Here is a 12,839-nt window from a genome sequence, read left to right on the forward strand (position 1 = left end):
CTTCGCTTTCGGCTCTGTGCAGCGCATTCCAGCTCTGTGATATGGAAGGTTCGATCGCGCCTTTCAGCATTTCTGTAAGTCGTCCGTTACGCCGGGTACGCTGCTGCGCCCCTCATGAAAACGGACGAGTTTCTTCTCAGAGAGCTGATCATCCACCGGGTACCGGACAAGAAGGTCGGTACCGAAGCGAGAGGCCCTGTCCTGTCTCAGGTCGCGGGCGATCACCCGAAGGACGTGCGCGCATATTTCCAGCGCCGTCTGCGGAGAGTCCTGAACGACCGCGGCCAAGACGTGGTGGTGGCCGCGGACGGCGACAAGCGGACAACGGACGCGATTAGAGCGATCGCGGAGAAGCCGAAACTGTTCGTCGAGCAGTCGAAGGTGCTGGCGCAGCTCCTCTACGACGTGCAGAACGGACGGAACTCGGCCGGCATTCTGGTCGTCTGCTTGGGCAGCATCGAGGACCGCACGGCGGTCGGGCTGCTGAAGTTGGAGAACGAAAGAGGTGTTCGAGCGCAAGAGCAGCAGACCGACGCAGGCGAGACGTTCTTGCAGGTCACCATTCTCAGCGACCTGCTGCTCACCGACAGAACCCGCGTCTTCAAGGCGGCGGTGTTCGGCGCCTCGAAGAAGTCTCAGCAGCTGCGCGGCGTTGCCGCTGACGAGCAGGTCGAGCGCAACCTCGCCTCGTTTTTCCTCAGAGACTTCCTCGGCTGCGAGCTGAAGTCGAGTCCTGCCGTGCAGACCGAGAGATACTTCACCACCGTCGAGTCCTACCTCGGCAAGATCGCTGACGGCGAAGAACGAGCCCGCTGCGAAATCGCGCTGCTGAACCAAATGCAGTCGAGACTGATCAGAACGATCGACCCGGTCCAGTTCGCGAACGAAGCGCTCGGCGATGCCACCCATCAGCCGTTCCTCGACCACCTTCAGGAGCACGGCGTTCCGGAGCAGGTGTTCCCGAAAGACACCAGCACCATCGAGAGCCGCATCCGGCGTGTCGCCTACGGCTTCGAGTCGGGGATTCAGCTGATGGGCAAGCCGGAAGCCATGGACGAGCACGTCACCTTCGGCGAGAAGGAAGGCGACACGTCGAGAGTGATCATCAAGGACAGAATCGTGGATGTCGGATCCCGGCACTGACTCGCCGTACGCCCAGCTCCGCGACCAGTACGCCGAGCGCTACCCGCGCAACGAACAGCTCGCCGAGCACATCAGCGCCGCGATCGACAGAGAGCTGACACGCCTCTCGGTCTACGCGACAGTCAGCCACCGCGCGAAGGATCCCGACTCGTTTGCGACCAAAGCGATGCTTGGCGGCTATGAGGACCCGTTAGAGCGCATCGGCGACCAGGTCGGCGTACGCGTGACTGTCCCCTACCTCGCAGACGTGGACCGCGTCGAGCAGGTCGTCCGCGGCCTCTTCGAAGTGATTCGCGTCGAAGACAAGCTCGACGCGCTCGGCTTCGACAGAGTCGGCTACCTCGGCCGGCACGTAGACCTGCGCCTGCCGGCGCCCGACGCTCGCGCGCTCGGCGACCGGTTCGTCGGCCTGAAAGCCGAATTGCAGATCCGCACCACGGCACAGAGCGCGTGGGCTGACGTCACCCACGACCAGCTCTACAAGCCGGCCGCGGAAGCTCCCCCGGAGTTGAGACGGCGGATCTTCCGCCTGGTCGCGCTCGTCGAACTCTTCGACCAGGAAGTTGCCGCGTTCGCTAACGAGGTCGGTTCCACGCCCGGGTTCGCTGAAGCTGTCGCGCTCAAGCCGCTCGCCGACGCGCTCCTTCGCGACTTCGACGACCGACGGAAGCCGAACCGGCAACTGTCATCCACCATGGCCGCCGCGCTCGTCCCTCTCTACGGCCAGCCGGCGGACGCGATCTACGAGAGCGTCCTCAAAGCGTTCGTCGTCGAGCACGGCGACAGATTCCGCCGCATCCTCAGCGAAGCCGTCGACGAAGGCGACCCCAACCCGCTCCTGCACCAGCCGGAGATCTTCGTGCTGCTCGAACGGCTCACCAACGACCGCCTTCGCGTGCAGACCGCATGGCCACAAGAAGTGCCGGAAGAATGGCTTCACGACGCCGCCGACCGGTGGGACATCCGTCTGCCTGACGCATGATGTGAGCCAAAGCACACGTCATGCGCGTAGGGTTGGACAAGTGGGGAACGACCGGACAAATCGCGACGGCCTGCGCACTTGTGCCTGCAAAGCGAACGATTTTGCGTCCGCACGGGCCGCGCTAGTCCGCCGGCTCGCTCACGAGGTCGCCGAGCTTGGCGGCCGTCCCACGGTCGGCGGCGACAGCGAGCTGTTCGATGTCTTACTTGGCTTGTACGACCGCTCTCCCGATGAGATCTGGTCGGAGGTAGTGAGTCCGTGGCTCGACGCGCGTGACAGCAAGCTCCAGCTGGTCTACGCCGAGCATCAGGCGCTTGCCGATGACACTCGGCTGCTTGATCAGCCGCACGCGCCGATGCTGCTCGAACGCCTTGAACATGACCGTGCCAGGGTCATCGAAAGGTGGCCGTACGCGATCAGCGAGCTTGAAGCGCTCCAGGACGTGTGGGGAATACGTCTGCTTCTGTAGCCGCTGCACTCAACGTCGTTCGTGTCGTGCCGACGTTCTAGGTCGGTGAGACTTTCAGGGGCTATCGGTAGGGGTCGTGGGGACGGCTATGAGACGCATCCGAGAGCGCGGCGGGTGCCGAGACGCTCCCCGGAGCAGGAGGAGGTCTGGCAGGAGGTCCGCCAGATCGTTCTCAGACGCGACAGCTGGACGTGCGTCGAGTGTGGTGAGGAGGATGTCCCCCGCTCCGAGCTGGATGTCCATCATCTGATTCCGCGGTTTGCTGGCGGCCGGGACGAGCCGAGCAACTGCGTCACGCTCTGCGATGGCTGTCACGCCGGTCACCATCCCGGCTTGCAGGTGTCGTTGGCGAAGCGGACTATTCAGCGGTGGGCGGTGCGGCTGGCGAAGCTGTTGGACTGGCGCCGGCAGCTGCCTGAGGAAACCGATCAGCTGCGCGCGGGGTTGGATCTGTTCGGGCTCAGAGAGTTCCGTGAAGGTCAGATGGACGCGGTGATGGCGGCGCTGCGCGGTGAGTCGGTGCTGGTGATCCGTCCGACGGGCGGCGGCAAGAGCATCTGCTTTCAGCTGCCGGCGGTGCTGAAGGGCCAGCCGACGTCCGTGGTGATCTCGCCGTTGCGGGCGCTCATGACCGATCAGGTCAAGGGCCTGCACGCGAAGAAGATCCCGGGCACGTACGTGAACAGCGACCTGAGCCGGCGGGAACTGGGGCTGCGGCTCGAGCTGCTCGACCAGGGCGCGTGGTCGTTGATGTACATGGCGCCGGAGCGGTTTGGGCAGCGGAGATCGGCGGCGGCTGAGCAGGAGCTGATGCGGTTGCAGCAGATGCGGCCGAACTTCCTGGTGGTTGACGAGGCGCACGTGATCGACAGCTGGGGCGATTCCTTCCGGCTCCAGTACGGCCGTCTCGGCGAGATCCGCCAGGCGCTCGGCAACCCGCCCGTGCTCGCGTTCACGGCGACCGCGAGCCCGAGAACGCAGCAGCGGATCCTTGACTCGCTCGGCGTGCCGGACGCGAAGGTTCTCGCCGTCGACGTCGACCGCCCGAACATCACGATGGCTCGCGTCCGAGAGCCTCAGGCGAGACAGCGTGCGGAGATCATCGCCAGGCTGCTCGCCAGACTCGACGCCGCCGGCAGCGGCCGGCTCATGGTCTTCATCCCCACCGTCAGAGTCGGTCGCGAGGTGAGAGATCTGCTTGCCGACCTCGGCTACGACCTGCCGCTCTACTACGGCAGACTCTCGGAAGCCGACCGCGAACTGCTGGAAGGGCGCTTCTCCGGCCGCCTTGGACCGGATCTGCGAGCGATCATCTGCACCAACGCCTTCGGTATGGGGCTTGATGTGCCCGACGTGCGGGTGGTCGTCAACTGGCAGACGACCTCCTCGATCGAGGACTACGTACAGGAATTCGGCCGCGCCGGACGCGACGGCCAGCCGGCGCTCTCGATCCTTTTCACGGGCGGCCACAAGGAGCGCGGGCTGCTCCAATGGCTGGCGAGACGCAACTGCGACGACCTCGTCGAAAGCGGCGACCGCACGCAGGCTGAGACCGCAGCCGTCCTGGAAGACAAGCACGCTCGGATCCGAGAGATGTACGACGTCTCCCACAAGTCACAGGAGTGCTTCCGCTACGCGATCTTCGACCACCTTCAGGCACCGAGACCGCGCCGGCCCCGCGGACTCTCCATGCGGATCCTCAGCCGCACCTTCAGCGACCGCAGCAGACCCGTCCCCATCTACGAGTGCTGCGACGTCTGCAATCCCGAAGTCGTCGAGCTGCTCCGCGCCGGAGAGTACGAACCCGGCGCGCTCGCACAAACACCCGACCCCGATCAGCAGCCGGCGACGCCTGAGATGACGACGCAACCGCAGCCGGCCACGCCGGCGGTACGCCCGGCCCCAGCGCGGCGGCCTCGGGCACGCCGCGGCGGCTTCTCCGTCCCTCCGGCAGTCAAGCGGCTCGTCGTGATCGCCGTCGCCCTGCTCGTTGTGGTGACCTTCGCCCCGATGATCCTCAACAGATCAGCTGACGACCGCGACCAGGACGCGAGTCGCGCCGCCCAGCTGCTGCGCAGAGACATCGCGCGTATGAGAGAGCCGATCCGCTACAGACAGATCCAGGTCAAGCCAACGCGAAACGGGACCTATCGTGCGTGCGCGACCGGACGGATGCGCGGCGGCACGCCTGCTGAGACCTGCATGTTCATCGATCTCGACGGCCGGTCAGGACGACGCGCCGTCGGCCGGTTCGAGCGGCGCGGCGGGCAACTGCGGTGTGAGGGGGTTGCCCGGCGAGCGGTCGAGCGGTGTCGAAGGTGAACGGTTCGATCCAGGTCAGTTTTGGTGTCGCGGCAGAGCCTTCGCCAGAGCAGCGTCAGGCCGATGGCCCAGGCTCCGGTATGCGACCTTTCGAAGGGATCAGTCGCGAGCGCCGGGCGCGGCCGTCAGGAGAGTTCCGCGAGCGTCAGCAACAATGCGACCACGCGCATGCTGTGGCGACGTCCGGCCGGCGACGGTGCGGCGCGTTCGAGCGCGCTTCAACCTCACGGAGAACGAGGCGATGGCGGTCGCTGTGCGGGCCGTGCACGAGGCTCGCACCGAGCCCTGACCTCCGACAAGCCGCCCCGCACCAGTCCGGGAGACCGGAAGGCATGAGGTGGGCTCGGTTGGTAGAACAGCAGCTATGCGCCTAAATCTTGTCGATCAACATGCCCGCCGTCCTCGACTGACGCGCGAGGACGTCATGACTGCCAGGGAGGTCGCCGAACTGCTCCAGCTACCCCCTTCCACTGTTTACCGGCTCGCTCGCCAAGGCGTGCTTCCGTGCGCGCGTCTCGGTCGCACAATTCGGTTCGTCCGCCAGGAGATCGAGGCCACGCTGCGCACCACGACGCCGAGCTAGTGGGGATTCGACGACCTAAACGGCAAGAGCCCTGTCGGCGACGACTAGCCGCAGGTTCCCAAGCGATGCCTCCAGTGCGGCGTTGACCGCGGCGATCTGGCCGCGCGGCCCTCGCTTAGAACACAGGCCGAGCGGATGCTCGGCGCCCGTCGCCGCCTGGAAACCGCGTTCCCGCCCGTGAGGCTTCGATCGCCGAGGTAGGACGAGCCAGGACACAGGCCAGTCTCGGTAGCGCCGAGCCGAGAGCGGCCATTCGAGCATGCTGTTCAAGGGGCTCCGTCGCGCGAACTTGCTCACCCGCCGAACACGTGCGGCCGGTTGACCAAGCGCCGCAGGCCCGGCCCGGCTCGAACCCAGCCTGCGCGTCGAGCGCGTCCAAGAACCGTTGCGCCTGCGTCTCGTCGAGAACAATCGAGGACGGCAAACTGGCCTGTGCCACGTGCCCACGTCGCGACGCGATGACGTGCAGCGCCTGCTCGCCCTCCACGTCCGTCAAGTCATCGACGAGCTTATGCAGCCGCTCCTTGGTCGTCATGCCCCCGACGGTATCGTCAGCGACGTTGTGGGCGGCGTCATCTGCGGCGACGCTACCGCCTGCTGCCGGCGCCCGGCGCCGGTCCCATCGGTAGCCGGACCGGAAACCGGCACCATCGAGGCGGCGTCGCCATAGGATGTCGGCGTGACTGCCGCTCTTTTCGGCCTTCTCGGTGTGATCGTCGGCGGTGTCCTGAACGCTGGCATCGCTCTTTACCTTGAAGGCGTAGGCGCCCGAAGGGAGGGGACCGTCGCCGCGCGACTCGTGGGAAGCGAACTGGAGCGGCTCGTCACCGACTTCGAACTGTGGTGTGAAGGCAACGCGGAAGCCCCATCGGCCCCGGTCCGAACGCCTGTCTGGCGACGCCACGAAGAGACCCTCGCGCGGGCGCTCGACGACCCTGAGTGGCAGATCGTCTCGGCGGCTTACTTCTGGATGGACCTCTACAACGACGATCCGACAGCCCATCCGCCAGATTCCGAAGTCTGGGAAGATGTGATTTCGGAAATGCGCGGCGGTGTCGAGGCCATCCGCGACGTACAAGGAAGACACTCAAGACGAAGACTGCGCAGACTTCGGAACTTGAGCAGCACGGACCGAGATGCGCTACGGGCCGAAGGACGGTTCTAAGAGCGATGGCGAAGAGGGACGACAGCGTTAGAGCCCACATCTTCCCCCCTCACGCGCGCCGGAAGAAGGCGCGAGTGACGGGATTTTGGTCCGAGACCCGCCTCTTCCGCATGATCAGACCTAAAGCGCGCCGACGCGCCAACCGTGCGCAGCCCATGATGCCCGCAGTACTTGAAGTTCTGCCGCATGCCAGCAGGCCGCGTGCGAGACGGCCGCTTGGTTGTGGTCCAGGCGGTCGCGGGTTCAAGTCCCGTCACTCACCCCTCAAGAAGCCCCTGCTAGCGCGGGGGTTTCTTCGTTTCTGGGGGCGTTGCGAATCGCCGGTGATCGCCAGGCAATCTGCAACTAGTTGCAGTTTTCGGGGCGATCGGTGGGGATGCCCGTGGATTCCGCCGGATTCCTGGTTGCTTGGCGCCGTGCGTCGAGCTACGGTCGCCCGGTTCTACTAGGTGGCCCCGGCGGCGCGGTAACGCCCCGGGGCCTGGCACCGGAGCAGGAACTCCGGTACCGGCTGATTGTCGCGCACGCCGTCTCGGTCCGTGCCGCTTCGGCCTGTGCGTGGTTTCGCGTGCCGGTGCCTCCGACCATCAGGAGGCAGTCATGCCGGTCATCAGATCCTCGAAGAGAGGCAGGCCGCTGCAGAGCGCCGAGCTGGGCGTGCTCGGCGCCGCGGTGCGAGAGACCCGCGCCCGCCGCCAGCTGTCGCAGGAGGGCCTCGGCTTCGCGGCGAGGATGCATCGCAACTACGTCGGCGCGATCGAGCGCGGCGAGATCAACCCGACCTGGCGCGTCCTGCGCAAGCTCGCGAGCGGCCTCGACGTCCCGCTCTCCGAGCTGATCGCCCTGTTCGAGCAACGCTTCGGCGAGGGCGCGTCACGCCGCCGCCGCTCCTCGTCGAGAGGCGGCCGCAGATGATCTCCACCACCGTCCGCTTCGACAGAGACGCCTGGTCGAAGCTCAGCCTCCACGCCGACCGCCTGGAGATCGCCAAGGCGGCTCTCGTCCGCGACGCCACGCTCGTCCACCTCGCCCGCATCGAGGCCGACGAGAGCCTGCTGCGCGAGCACGTCACCGACCTGCTCGCCGGCTTCAGCGTCCGCCTCGACCACGTCGAGCAGTGGATTCGGCGAGGGCAGCGCTGATGTCCACGCTCGAAGAGCCAGGCCGCGTGCTGCGCGTGCCGTTTGCGGCCGAGCTGCTGCCGATCGTGCTCGTCGCCGTCATGGGCGAGTACGACGACGCGACCACGCCGCCCGAGCTGCCGTGGGCCGACCACGACGACATCGACCCCGACGTGCTCGATGGTCTGCGCGTCCGTCATGAGCAGATCGTCGCGCTCGGCGGGGTCATCGCCCGCCTGACCTGGGCGAACCCGCCGACGACGACCGAGGCCGCGTCCCCGCACCTGGACGCCCCGGCCGCGTTGCTGGAGCGCGTCTTCGCCCGCGCGATCCGCGACACCGTGCTGCTGCTCAGCAACACCGCCGACGACAGCCACGACCTCCTCGACACCGACCGCCTCCACGCCCTCACGGACACGATCAAGGCGCTGGCGCTGAAGGTCGAGGAGATCCGATCCGCGGCGTCGGCTCCGCTCGACGCCGAGCCAGTAACCATCCGCAACCCGTTCGCGGGCGGCGCGGGCGAAGGCGGGACGCCCTGATGCGCACTCTCCTTGCGATCCCCGCCCGCCTGACCCCGCTCGTCGTCGACGCCTTGATGACGAACTACGCCGCCAAGGCCGAGACGATCTCCAAGGCGATCGTCAGCGAGCCCGGCAGCGGCCAGTTCGCGCCGACCCGCGCCCACCGCGATGCGCTGCTGGAGGTCGACGAGCTGCTCGACCAGCTCGACTTCTCCCCGGCCCGCCGCCCGATCGAGATCGCCGGCGAGCGCGACGTGCTGGCGACGGCCGTCCACGACGCCCTCACCACCACGATCGCCCTGCTCGCCGCCGAGTGCGACGACTACTGGCGCGGCGCCGCCGGCCTCGAAGACATCGCGACCGCCAACAACACCACCCGCGAGCTGCTGCGCCTGCTGCGAGCGATCGAGATCGACGCCACCGCCCCGACCCCGGAGCCGCCGTCATGAAGGCGATGACGCTCCGGCTCAACGACACCGACGCCGCCACCCTCGCCCTGCTCGCCCGCGTGGACGAGCAGTCCCGAGCAGCCGTCCTGCGCCACGCACTGCGCCGCCACGCCGAAGCCCGCCGGTCGACGCCCGACTTCACCGCCCGCGCCCAGCAGCTTCACGCCGACGAAGCCGACGCCCTCGGCCTCACCATCAGCTTTCAGGAGCCGACCTCATGACCGGCGACGACCACATACCCGCCCGCCCGCACTACCTCGAACTCGACCTCTCTGACGGCCCCCAGCGCATATACCTCGGCCACTTCCACAACGACGGCAAACCCACCCCGCCGCCCGAGAGGTGGAGACAGATATGCCAGTGCCAGAAGAACTACGTCCCCCGCCAAGGCGCCCTCTGCCACGAATGCGTCGCCATGTACCGAGCCGCCGCCGACTTCGCACGCGAGATGACGCGGGAGGAGGATGACGACGGCGACGAATGCTGAGCCGGGAGCCGCCCTCGACCCGGCCGCCTGTGGCCGTTTCAGGCAGTTCGCGCGCCGGTTCGCTCACCAGTTCGTTCCCTATGTTCGCTCGCCAGTTCGGTTACTGGCTCGTTTCGGCCAAATTCAGTTCGCTCTGGATTCTAGTCAGAGACACCGAGATCGCCCGCCACGCGGGCGATCTCAGGGTGTCGCAGCCCGGCGACATCTCTCTATGGAGAGTACCTCTGTTGTTCTTGCCGATTGGCGCTGCTTCGGGAGCTGCCCGTCCAGCGTCTAAGCCGCTGCTGCCGGCGCAGCGGTCAACGTCTGTGCGCGGCTTGCTCGGTCGCTCGGACCATGCCCTCGCGAAGTTCGGAGGCGACCTTGTTCCAACTGATCGCGAGTTCAAGACGCTCGGCCATGGAGCGCTCACGAGCGGCGATGATCGCGGCCGGATTGGCGAGCGGGTCGCGGACGAAGTCGCCGGGGGCGGCTGGTGGCCTGTCGCGATCCGGGCGGCTCACAAATCCAGCGTACTCAGCTCCGCTGCCGATGCTGCGCTCCGAGCCGGCTCGGCGCAAGGCCGGTTCGCGCTGCGAGCGAACAGCGGGGATCCCACATATCTGCTGTTGACCAGCGTGAAACGTACTGCCATAGTGAGTACATGGCCACGGTCAAGGACGAGCGCCTCCAGATCCGCGTCGACCCGCAGCGAAAGCAGCTGCTGGAGCGCGCGGCCGACGCCACCCATCAGAACCTCTCGGCGTTCGTGCTTCAAGCCGCCGCTCAACACGCGGAGGAAGTGCTCGCCGAGCGGACGGCGATCAAGCTCTCGCCGCAGGCGGCCGAGGCGTTCAGCGACGCGCTCGCCCAGCCGGCGAGGGTCAACGAGCGGCTGGCTGCCGCGCTGGACCGCCCGCGCGGCTTCCGCTGGATTGACTGATCTCCGGCGTCCCGAGCCGCTCGACCCCGCGCGACACGATCGCAGCGGCTTTGACTCCGGCGAGCCCGCCCTCGACGACTGGCTGCGCCGCTACGCCGGCCAGAACCGTCGCCGCCACACAGCGGCTACCTGGGTCATCGCCACACGCGAAGACACCGTGGTCGCGTACGCGAGCCTCGCCATGACCGCGATCGATCGCAGTGCAGCACCCGCTGCGGTTGCCAAGCACGCTCCTGATCCCGTCCCCGCGCTGCTGCTGGGTCGTCTTGCCGTGGACGCAACGCACGCTGGGCTCGGCGTCGGCACCGCGCTCGTCGCGCACGTGCTCGCCACCGCGGCCGAGATCAACACCAAGGCGGCCTGCCGCGCCGTCGTCGTGACCGCCCTCCATGCTCGCGCCCGCCAATGGTGGGAGCGCCTCGGCTTTCAGTCGTTCCATCCCGACGACCCAACCGACACCGACCTCTACCTCCTGACCAGCGAGATCGACGCGACGCTCGACGCCATCCAGACCCGGGCCTAGCCGACGAGAGCGCCCGCGCGGCGACTTGGGCGTTCTGACAGGACCGGGGGTGGTGCGTGTGGTGGATTGGTCCAACGCGGCGGCGCGTGGCCGCTACGTGGGGTTCTGACACGCCTCGGCGCCTCCCCGCCGGGATGCCGTGGGCTGCCTAGTGCGCGTGCCACCAATCCCCGTGCATCCATGTTCGTGAAACGAATAATCGGATGCCCGGGGATGCTGTCGAATTGTCGTGGATTCACTGAAATAGCGCTTGGCTTCGGGGCTGCGTCGAGCTAAGCTCGTTGTACGCTGAAAACACGGTCGGGACGGGGCGAACGCCCGGCCACCAAGGCGATGAACCAGCCGATCGGATAGGCCGCTGCTCCTTCACGGCCGCTCGATCGGAGTCTCGGTTCTCGCGAGTTCAACCGAATAGGTGGTGAGACGCGAATGAGTGTGAGAGAGCGCCGAGTTGCGCGTGGAGTGTTCGAGCGGTCCTTCGACGGCGGCTCGGTCTACGTCCTGCGGTTCACCTCCGAGGGCGAGCGGCACTACGTGACGCTCGGCACCCGCACAGACGGCTGGGATGACCGCAGAGCGACCGAGGAGTACGCCAACGTGATGGCCGACGTGCGCCGCAGAATCTGGCTGCCGCCGGACCGCACGAAGGCCAAGCGCGCCCGAGAGCGCGTCGAGGAGAGAACGATCCCGACGTTCGAGACGTTCGCCGCCGGCTACCTCGAAGGCCGCGTCGGCGAGGTCTCCGAGCGGTCGGTCGCATTCGAGCGCTGGGCGGTCGACCTGCACCTGCGGCCGTTCTTCGGCAACTACGTGCTGGACGAGATCGACACGCAGCTCGTCGACGACTACCGCCGCCACAAGGTCAGCCAGTCCCGCGCCCGCGGCGCGGCGATCGAGGCCGGCAGACCGCTGACGGCGAGAATCCGCAGACGCGAGTACGTGCTGCGGCCGTTGGGCGCCACGACGATCAACAAGACGATCGAGATCCTCCAGACGATCCTCACGCAGGCCGTCGAGTACAAGCTGATCCCCGAGAACCCGGCGGAGGGGAGACGCCGTCGGCTCGCCGTCCCGCCCAAGCAGGCCGCGCACTTGGAGAGCGTCGATGAGATCGAGGCGCTGCTGCAAGCCGCCGCCGGCCTCGACCGCCAGCCCCGCTACCGCATGGCGGGCCGGCTGCCGTCGATCGCGACGCTGATCTTCGCCGGCCTGCGCGCCCACGAGCTGTGCCTGCTCAGATGGCGCAACGTCGACCTCGCCAACCGCAAGCTGCGGATCACGAGATCCAAGACCAAGGCCGGAATCCGCACCATCGACCTTGTCCCGATCCTCCACGCCGCCCTGACCGACTACAAGGCCGACTGCGACTACACCGACCCCGACGACTACGTCTTCCCAACCGGGACCGGCGGGATCCGCGACAAGGACAACGTCCGCAACCGCGTCGTCGAGCCCGTCCTGAAGGCCGCCGACGAGCTGCTGATCTCCAAGGGTCGCAGCCCACTGCCCGAGGGGCTCTCACCGCACAAGCTGCGGCACGCGTTCGCGTCGATCCTCGCCGCGCTCGGCACCGACCCCGTCACGTCCAAGAGACAGATCGGCCACACCCGCTACGAGTTCACGCTCGAGGTCTACACCCACGACATGGCCACCGACCCGACCCAACGCGCTCGCCTGCGCGAGCTGGTCAACAGCACCCCGCCCAGACCCGCACCGACGAGCCGCCGAACACCCTCGCCGCCTAACCCAACCCAACGCCGAGGAGGCAGACCATGCAGGTCATCGACGACACCCTCACCACCCTCAAGACCCAGCGCGACACGATCGAGACCGAGATCACCACCGAACGCGCCGCCGTCGAGCACAAGCTCGCCGACAGAATCACCGCCCTCGCCGAGCTGAACGCCGTCATCAGAGCCATCGAACGCCAGCAAAGCGCCGGCGCCACCAACGGCACCCGCACCACACGCAGCCACAACCGAGACAAGATCCTCGCCGCCATCGCCAACGGACCCAGAACCACCAGAGAAATCTCGGAGGCGACCGGCATCGGCCGCGGATCGGCAGACCGGACGCTCAAGCAGATGGAGAAAGCTGGGGTTGCCAGAAAGGCTACGGACGGATGGCTCGCGGCCTCGGCGAGCTGAGG

17 protein-coding genes are annotated in these 12,839 nt (G+C 67.2%); 15 read left to right on the forward strand and 2 right to left on the reverse strand.

The features are described from left to right. Positions 1 to 114: 114 nt before the first annotated feature. The 5 genes from Q7L73_RS07415 (at position 115) to Q7L73_RS28690 (ending at position 5,499) form a co-directional block, all read left to right on the forward strand. A complete protein-coding gene (locus Q7L73_RS07415) occupies positions 115 to 1,143 on the forward strand; it encodes a nucleoid-associated protein (RefSeq protein WP_304687742.1) in 1,029 nt (342 codons plus the stop codon). Continuing rightward, the gene (locus Q7L73_RS07420) at positions 1,124 to 2,125 is read left to right on the forward strand and encodes a GTP pyrophosphokinase family protein (RefSeq protein ID WP_304687743.1); all 1,002 of its coding nucleotides are present in this window, start codon (positions 1,124 to 1,126) and stop codon (positions 2,123 to 2,125) included. Before Q7L73_RS07415 ends, Q7L73_RS07420 begins: the two co-directional genes overlap by 20 nt. 40 nt (positions 2,126 to 2,165) lie before the next feature. Continuing rightward, positions 2,166 to 2,594 carry a hypothetical protein gene (locus Q7L73_RS07425; protein ID WP_304687745.1) on the forward strand — a complete coding sequence of 143 codons (429 nt, stop codon included), beginning with the start codon at positions 2,166 to 2,168 and terminating at the stop codon, positions 2,592 to 2,594. Between the two features lie 114 nt (positions 2,595 to 2,708). After that, on the forward strand, positions 2,709 to 4,916 hold the full coding sequence (locus Q7L73_RS07430; RefSeq protein WP_304687747.1) for a RecQ family ATP-dependent DNA helicase: 2,208 nt from the start codon (positions 2,709 to 2,711) through the stop codon (positions 4,914 to 4,916). Positions 4,917 to 5,340: 424 nt separating this feature from the next. After that, positions 5,341 to 5,499: a helix-turn-helix domain-containing protein gene (locus Q7L73_RS28690; protein WP_370552357.1), complete on the forward strand. Its 159-nt coding sequence runs from the start codon at positions 5,341 to 5,343 to the stop codon at positions 5,497 to 5,499. A 115-nt stretch (positions 5,500 to 5,614) separates the two neighbouring features. Here Q7L73_RS28690 and Q7L73_RS07435 read toward each other — a convergent pair whose 3' ends face one another. Continuing rightward, positions 5,615 to 6,577, reverse strand: a complete 963-nt coding sequence (locus Q7L73_RS07435; protein ID WP_304687749.1) for a hypothetical protein — start codon at positions 6,575 to 6,577, stop codon at positions 5,615 to 5,617. A gap of 687 nt (positions 6,578 to 7,264) precedes the next feature. Here Q7L73_RS07435 and Q7L73_RS07440 point away from each other — a divergent pair. From Q7L73_RS07440 to Q7L73_RS07465, 6 genes are read left to right on the forward strand one after another with little or no spacing between them, the layout of a single operon-like run. Further along, positions 7,265 to 7,579 (forward strand): helix-turn-helix domain-containing protein, encoded by a 315-nt coding sequence (locus tag Q7L73_RS07440; RefSeq protein ID WP_304687751.1) that lies wholly within the window; start codon positions 7,265 to 7,267, stop codon positions 7,577 to 7,579. Continuing rightward, a complete protein-coding gene (locus tag Q7L73_RS07445) occupies positions 7,576 to 7,806 on the forward strand; it encodes a hypothetical protein (protein WP_304687752.1) in 231 nt (76 codons plus the stop codon). Before Q7L73_RS07440 ends, Q7L73_RS07445 begins: the two co-directional genes overlap by 4 nt. Next, positions 7,806 to 8,327 (forward strand): hypothetical protein, encoded by a 522-nt coding sequence (locus Q7L73_RS07450; protein ID WP_304687753.1) that lies wholly within the window; start codon positions 7,806 to 7,808, stop codon positions 8,325 to 8,327. Before Q7L73_RS07445 ends, Q7L73_RS07450 begins: the two co-directional genes overlap by 1 nt. After that, positions 8,327 to 8,758, forward strand: coding sequence for a hypothetical protein (locus Q7L73_RS07455; RefSeq protein ID WP_304687755.1), 432 nt, complete (start codon positions 8,327 to 8,329; stop codon positions 8,756 to 8,758). Before Q7L73_RS07450 ends, Q7L73_RS07455 begins: the two co-directional genes overlap by 1 nt. Continuing rightward, on the forward strand, positions 8,755 to 8,979 hold the full coding sequence (locus Q7L73_RS07460; protein ID WP_304687757.1) for a hypothetical protein: 225 nt from the start codon (positions 8,755 to 8,757) through the stop codon (positions 8,977 to 8,979). The genes Q7L73_RS07455 and Q7L73_RS07460 overlap by 4 nt, the downstream gene beginning before the upstream one ends. Then, positions 8,976 to 9,245 (forward strand): hypothetical protein, encoded by a 270-nt coding sequence (locus tag Q7L73_RS07465; RefSeq protein ID WP_304687759.1) that lies wholly within the window; start codon positions 8,976 to 8,978, stop codon positions 9,243 to 9,245. Before Q7L73_RS07460 ends, Q7L73_RS07465 begins: the two co-directional genes overlap by 4 nt. 299 nt (positions 9,246 to 9,544) lie before the next feature. On the opposite strand, the gene Q7L73_RS07470 is transcribed toward Q7L73_RS07465, so the two are convergent. Continuing rightward, positions 9,545 to 9,748 (reverse strand): hypothetical protein, encoded by a 204-nt coding sequence (locus Q7L73_RS07470; protein ID WP_304687761.1) that lies wholly within the window; start codon positions 9,746 to 9,748, stop codon positions 9,545 to 9,547. A gap of 140 nt (positions 9,749 to 9,888) precedes the next feature. On the opposite strand from Q7L73_RS07470, the gene Q7L73_RS07475 reads away from it, so the two are divergent. The 4 genes from Q7L73_RS07475 (at position 9,889) to Q7L73_RS07490 (ending at position 12,837) form a co-directional block, all read left to right on the forward strand. Next, complete coding sequence (locus Q7L73_RS07475; RefSeq protein WP_304687763.1) at positions 9,889 to 10,167, forward strand: DUF1778 domain-containing protein; 279 nt, start codon at positions 9,889 to 9,891, stop codon at positions 10,165 to 10,167. After that, the gene (locus Q7L73_RS07480; protein ID WP_304687765.1) at positions 10,160 to 10,690 is read left to right on the forward strand and encodes a GNAT family N-acetyltransferase; all 531 of its coding nucleotides are present in this window, start codon (positions 10,160 to 10,162) and stop codon (positions 10,688 to 10,690) included. The genes Q7L73_RS07475 and Q7L73_RS07480 overlap by 8 nt, the downstream gene beginning before the upstream one ends. Positions 10,691 to 11,152: 462 nt before the next feature. Next, on the forward strand, positions 11,153 to 12,592 hold the full coding sequence (locus Q7L73_RS07485; protein WP_304687767.1) for a site-specific integrase: 1,440 nt from the start codon (positions 11,153 to 11,155) through the stop codon (positions 12,590 to 12,592). Between the two features lie 86 nt (positions 12,593 to 12,678). Next, on the forward strand, positions 12,679 to 12,837 hold the full coding sequence (locus Q7L73_RS07490) for a winged helix-turn-helix domain-containing protein (protein ID WP_304687880.1): 159 nt from the start codon (positions 12,679 to 12,681) through the stop codon (positions 12,835 to 12,837). Positions 12,838 to 12,839 lie beyond the last annotated feature (2 nt).

Source organism: Conexibacter sp. CPCC 205762 (assembly GCF_030646155.1).
Taxonomy (GTDB): domain Bacteria; phylum Actinomycetota; class Thermoleophilia; order Solirubrobacterales; family Solirubrobacteraceae; genus Conexibacter.

Bases quoted from the DNA above. Each gene is read 5' to 3' on its own strand.
- Q7L73_RS28690 (WP_370552357.1), top strand. From the start codon at position 5,341: ATGACTGCCAGGGAGGTCGCCGAACTGCTCCAGCTACCCCCTTCCACT.
- Q7L73_RS07475 (WP_304687763.1), top strand. From the start codon at position 9,889: ATGGCCACGGTCAAGGACGAGCGCCTCCAGATCCGCGTCGACCCGCAG.
- Q7L73_RS07450 (WP_304687753.1), top strand. From the start codon at position 7,806: ATGTCCACGCTCGAAGAGCCAGGCCGCGTGCTGCGCGTGCCGTTTGCG.
- Q7L73_RS07455 (WP_304687755.1), top strand. From the start codon at position 8,327: ATGCGCACTCTCCTTGCGATCCCCGCCCGCCTGACCCCGCTCGTCGTC.
- Q7L73_RS07445 (WP_304687752.1), top strand. From the start codon at position 7,576: ATGATCTCCACCACCGTCCGCTTCGACAGAGACGCCTGGTCGAAGCTC.
- Q7L73_RS07440 (WP_304687751.1), top strand. From the start codon at position 7,265: ATGCCGGTCATCAGATCCTCGAAGAGAGGCAGGCCGCTGCAGAGCGCC.
- Q7L73_RS07460 (WP_304687757.1), top strand. From the start codon at position 8,755: ATGAAGGCGATGACGCTCCGGCTCAACGACACCGACGCCGCCACCCTC.
- Q7L73_RS07420 (WP_304687743.1), top strand. From the start codon at position 1,124: ATGTCGGATCCCGGCACTGACTCGCCGTACGCCCAGCTCCGCGACCAG.
- Q7L73_RS07465 (WP_304687759.1), top strand. From the start codon at position 8,976: ATGACCGGCGACGACCACATACCCGCCCGCCCGCACTACCTCGAACTC.
- Q7L73_RS07415 (WP_304687742.1), top strand. From the start codon at position 115: ATGAAAACGGACGAGTTTCTTCTCAGAGAGCTGATCATCCACCGGGTA.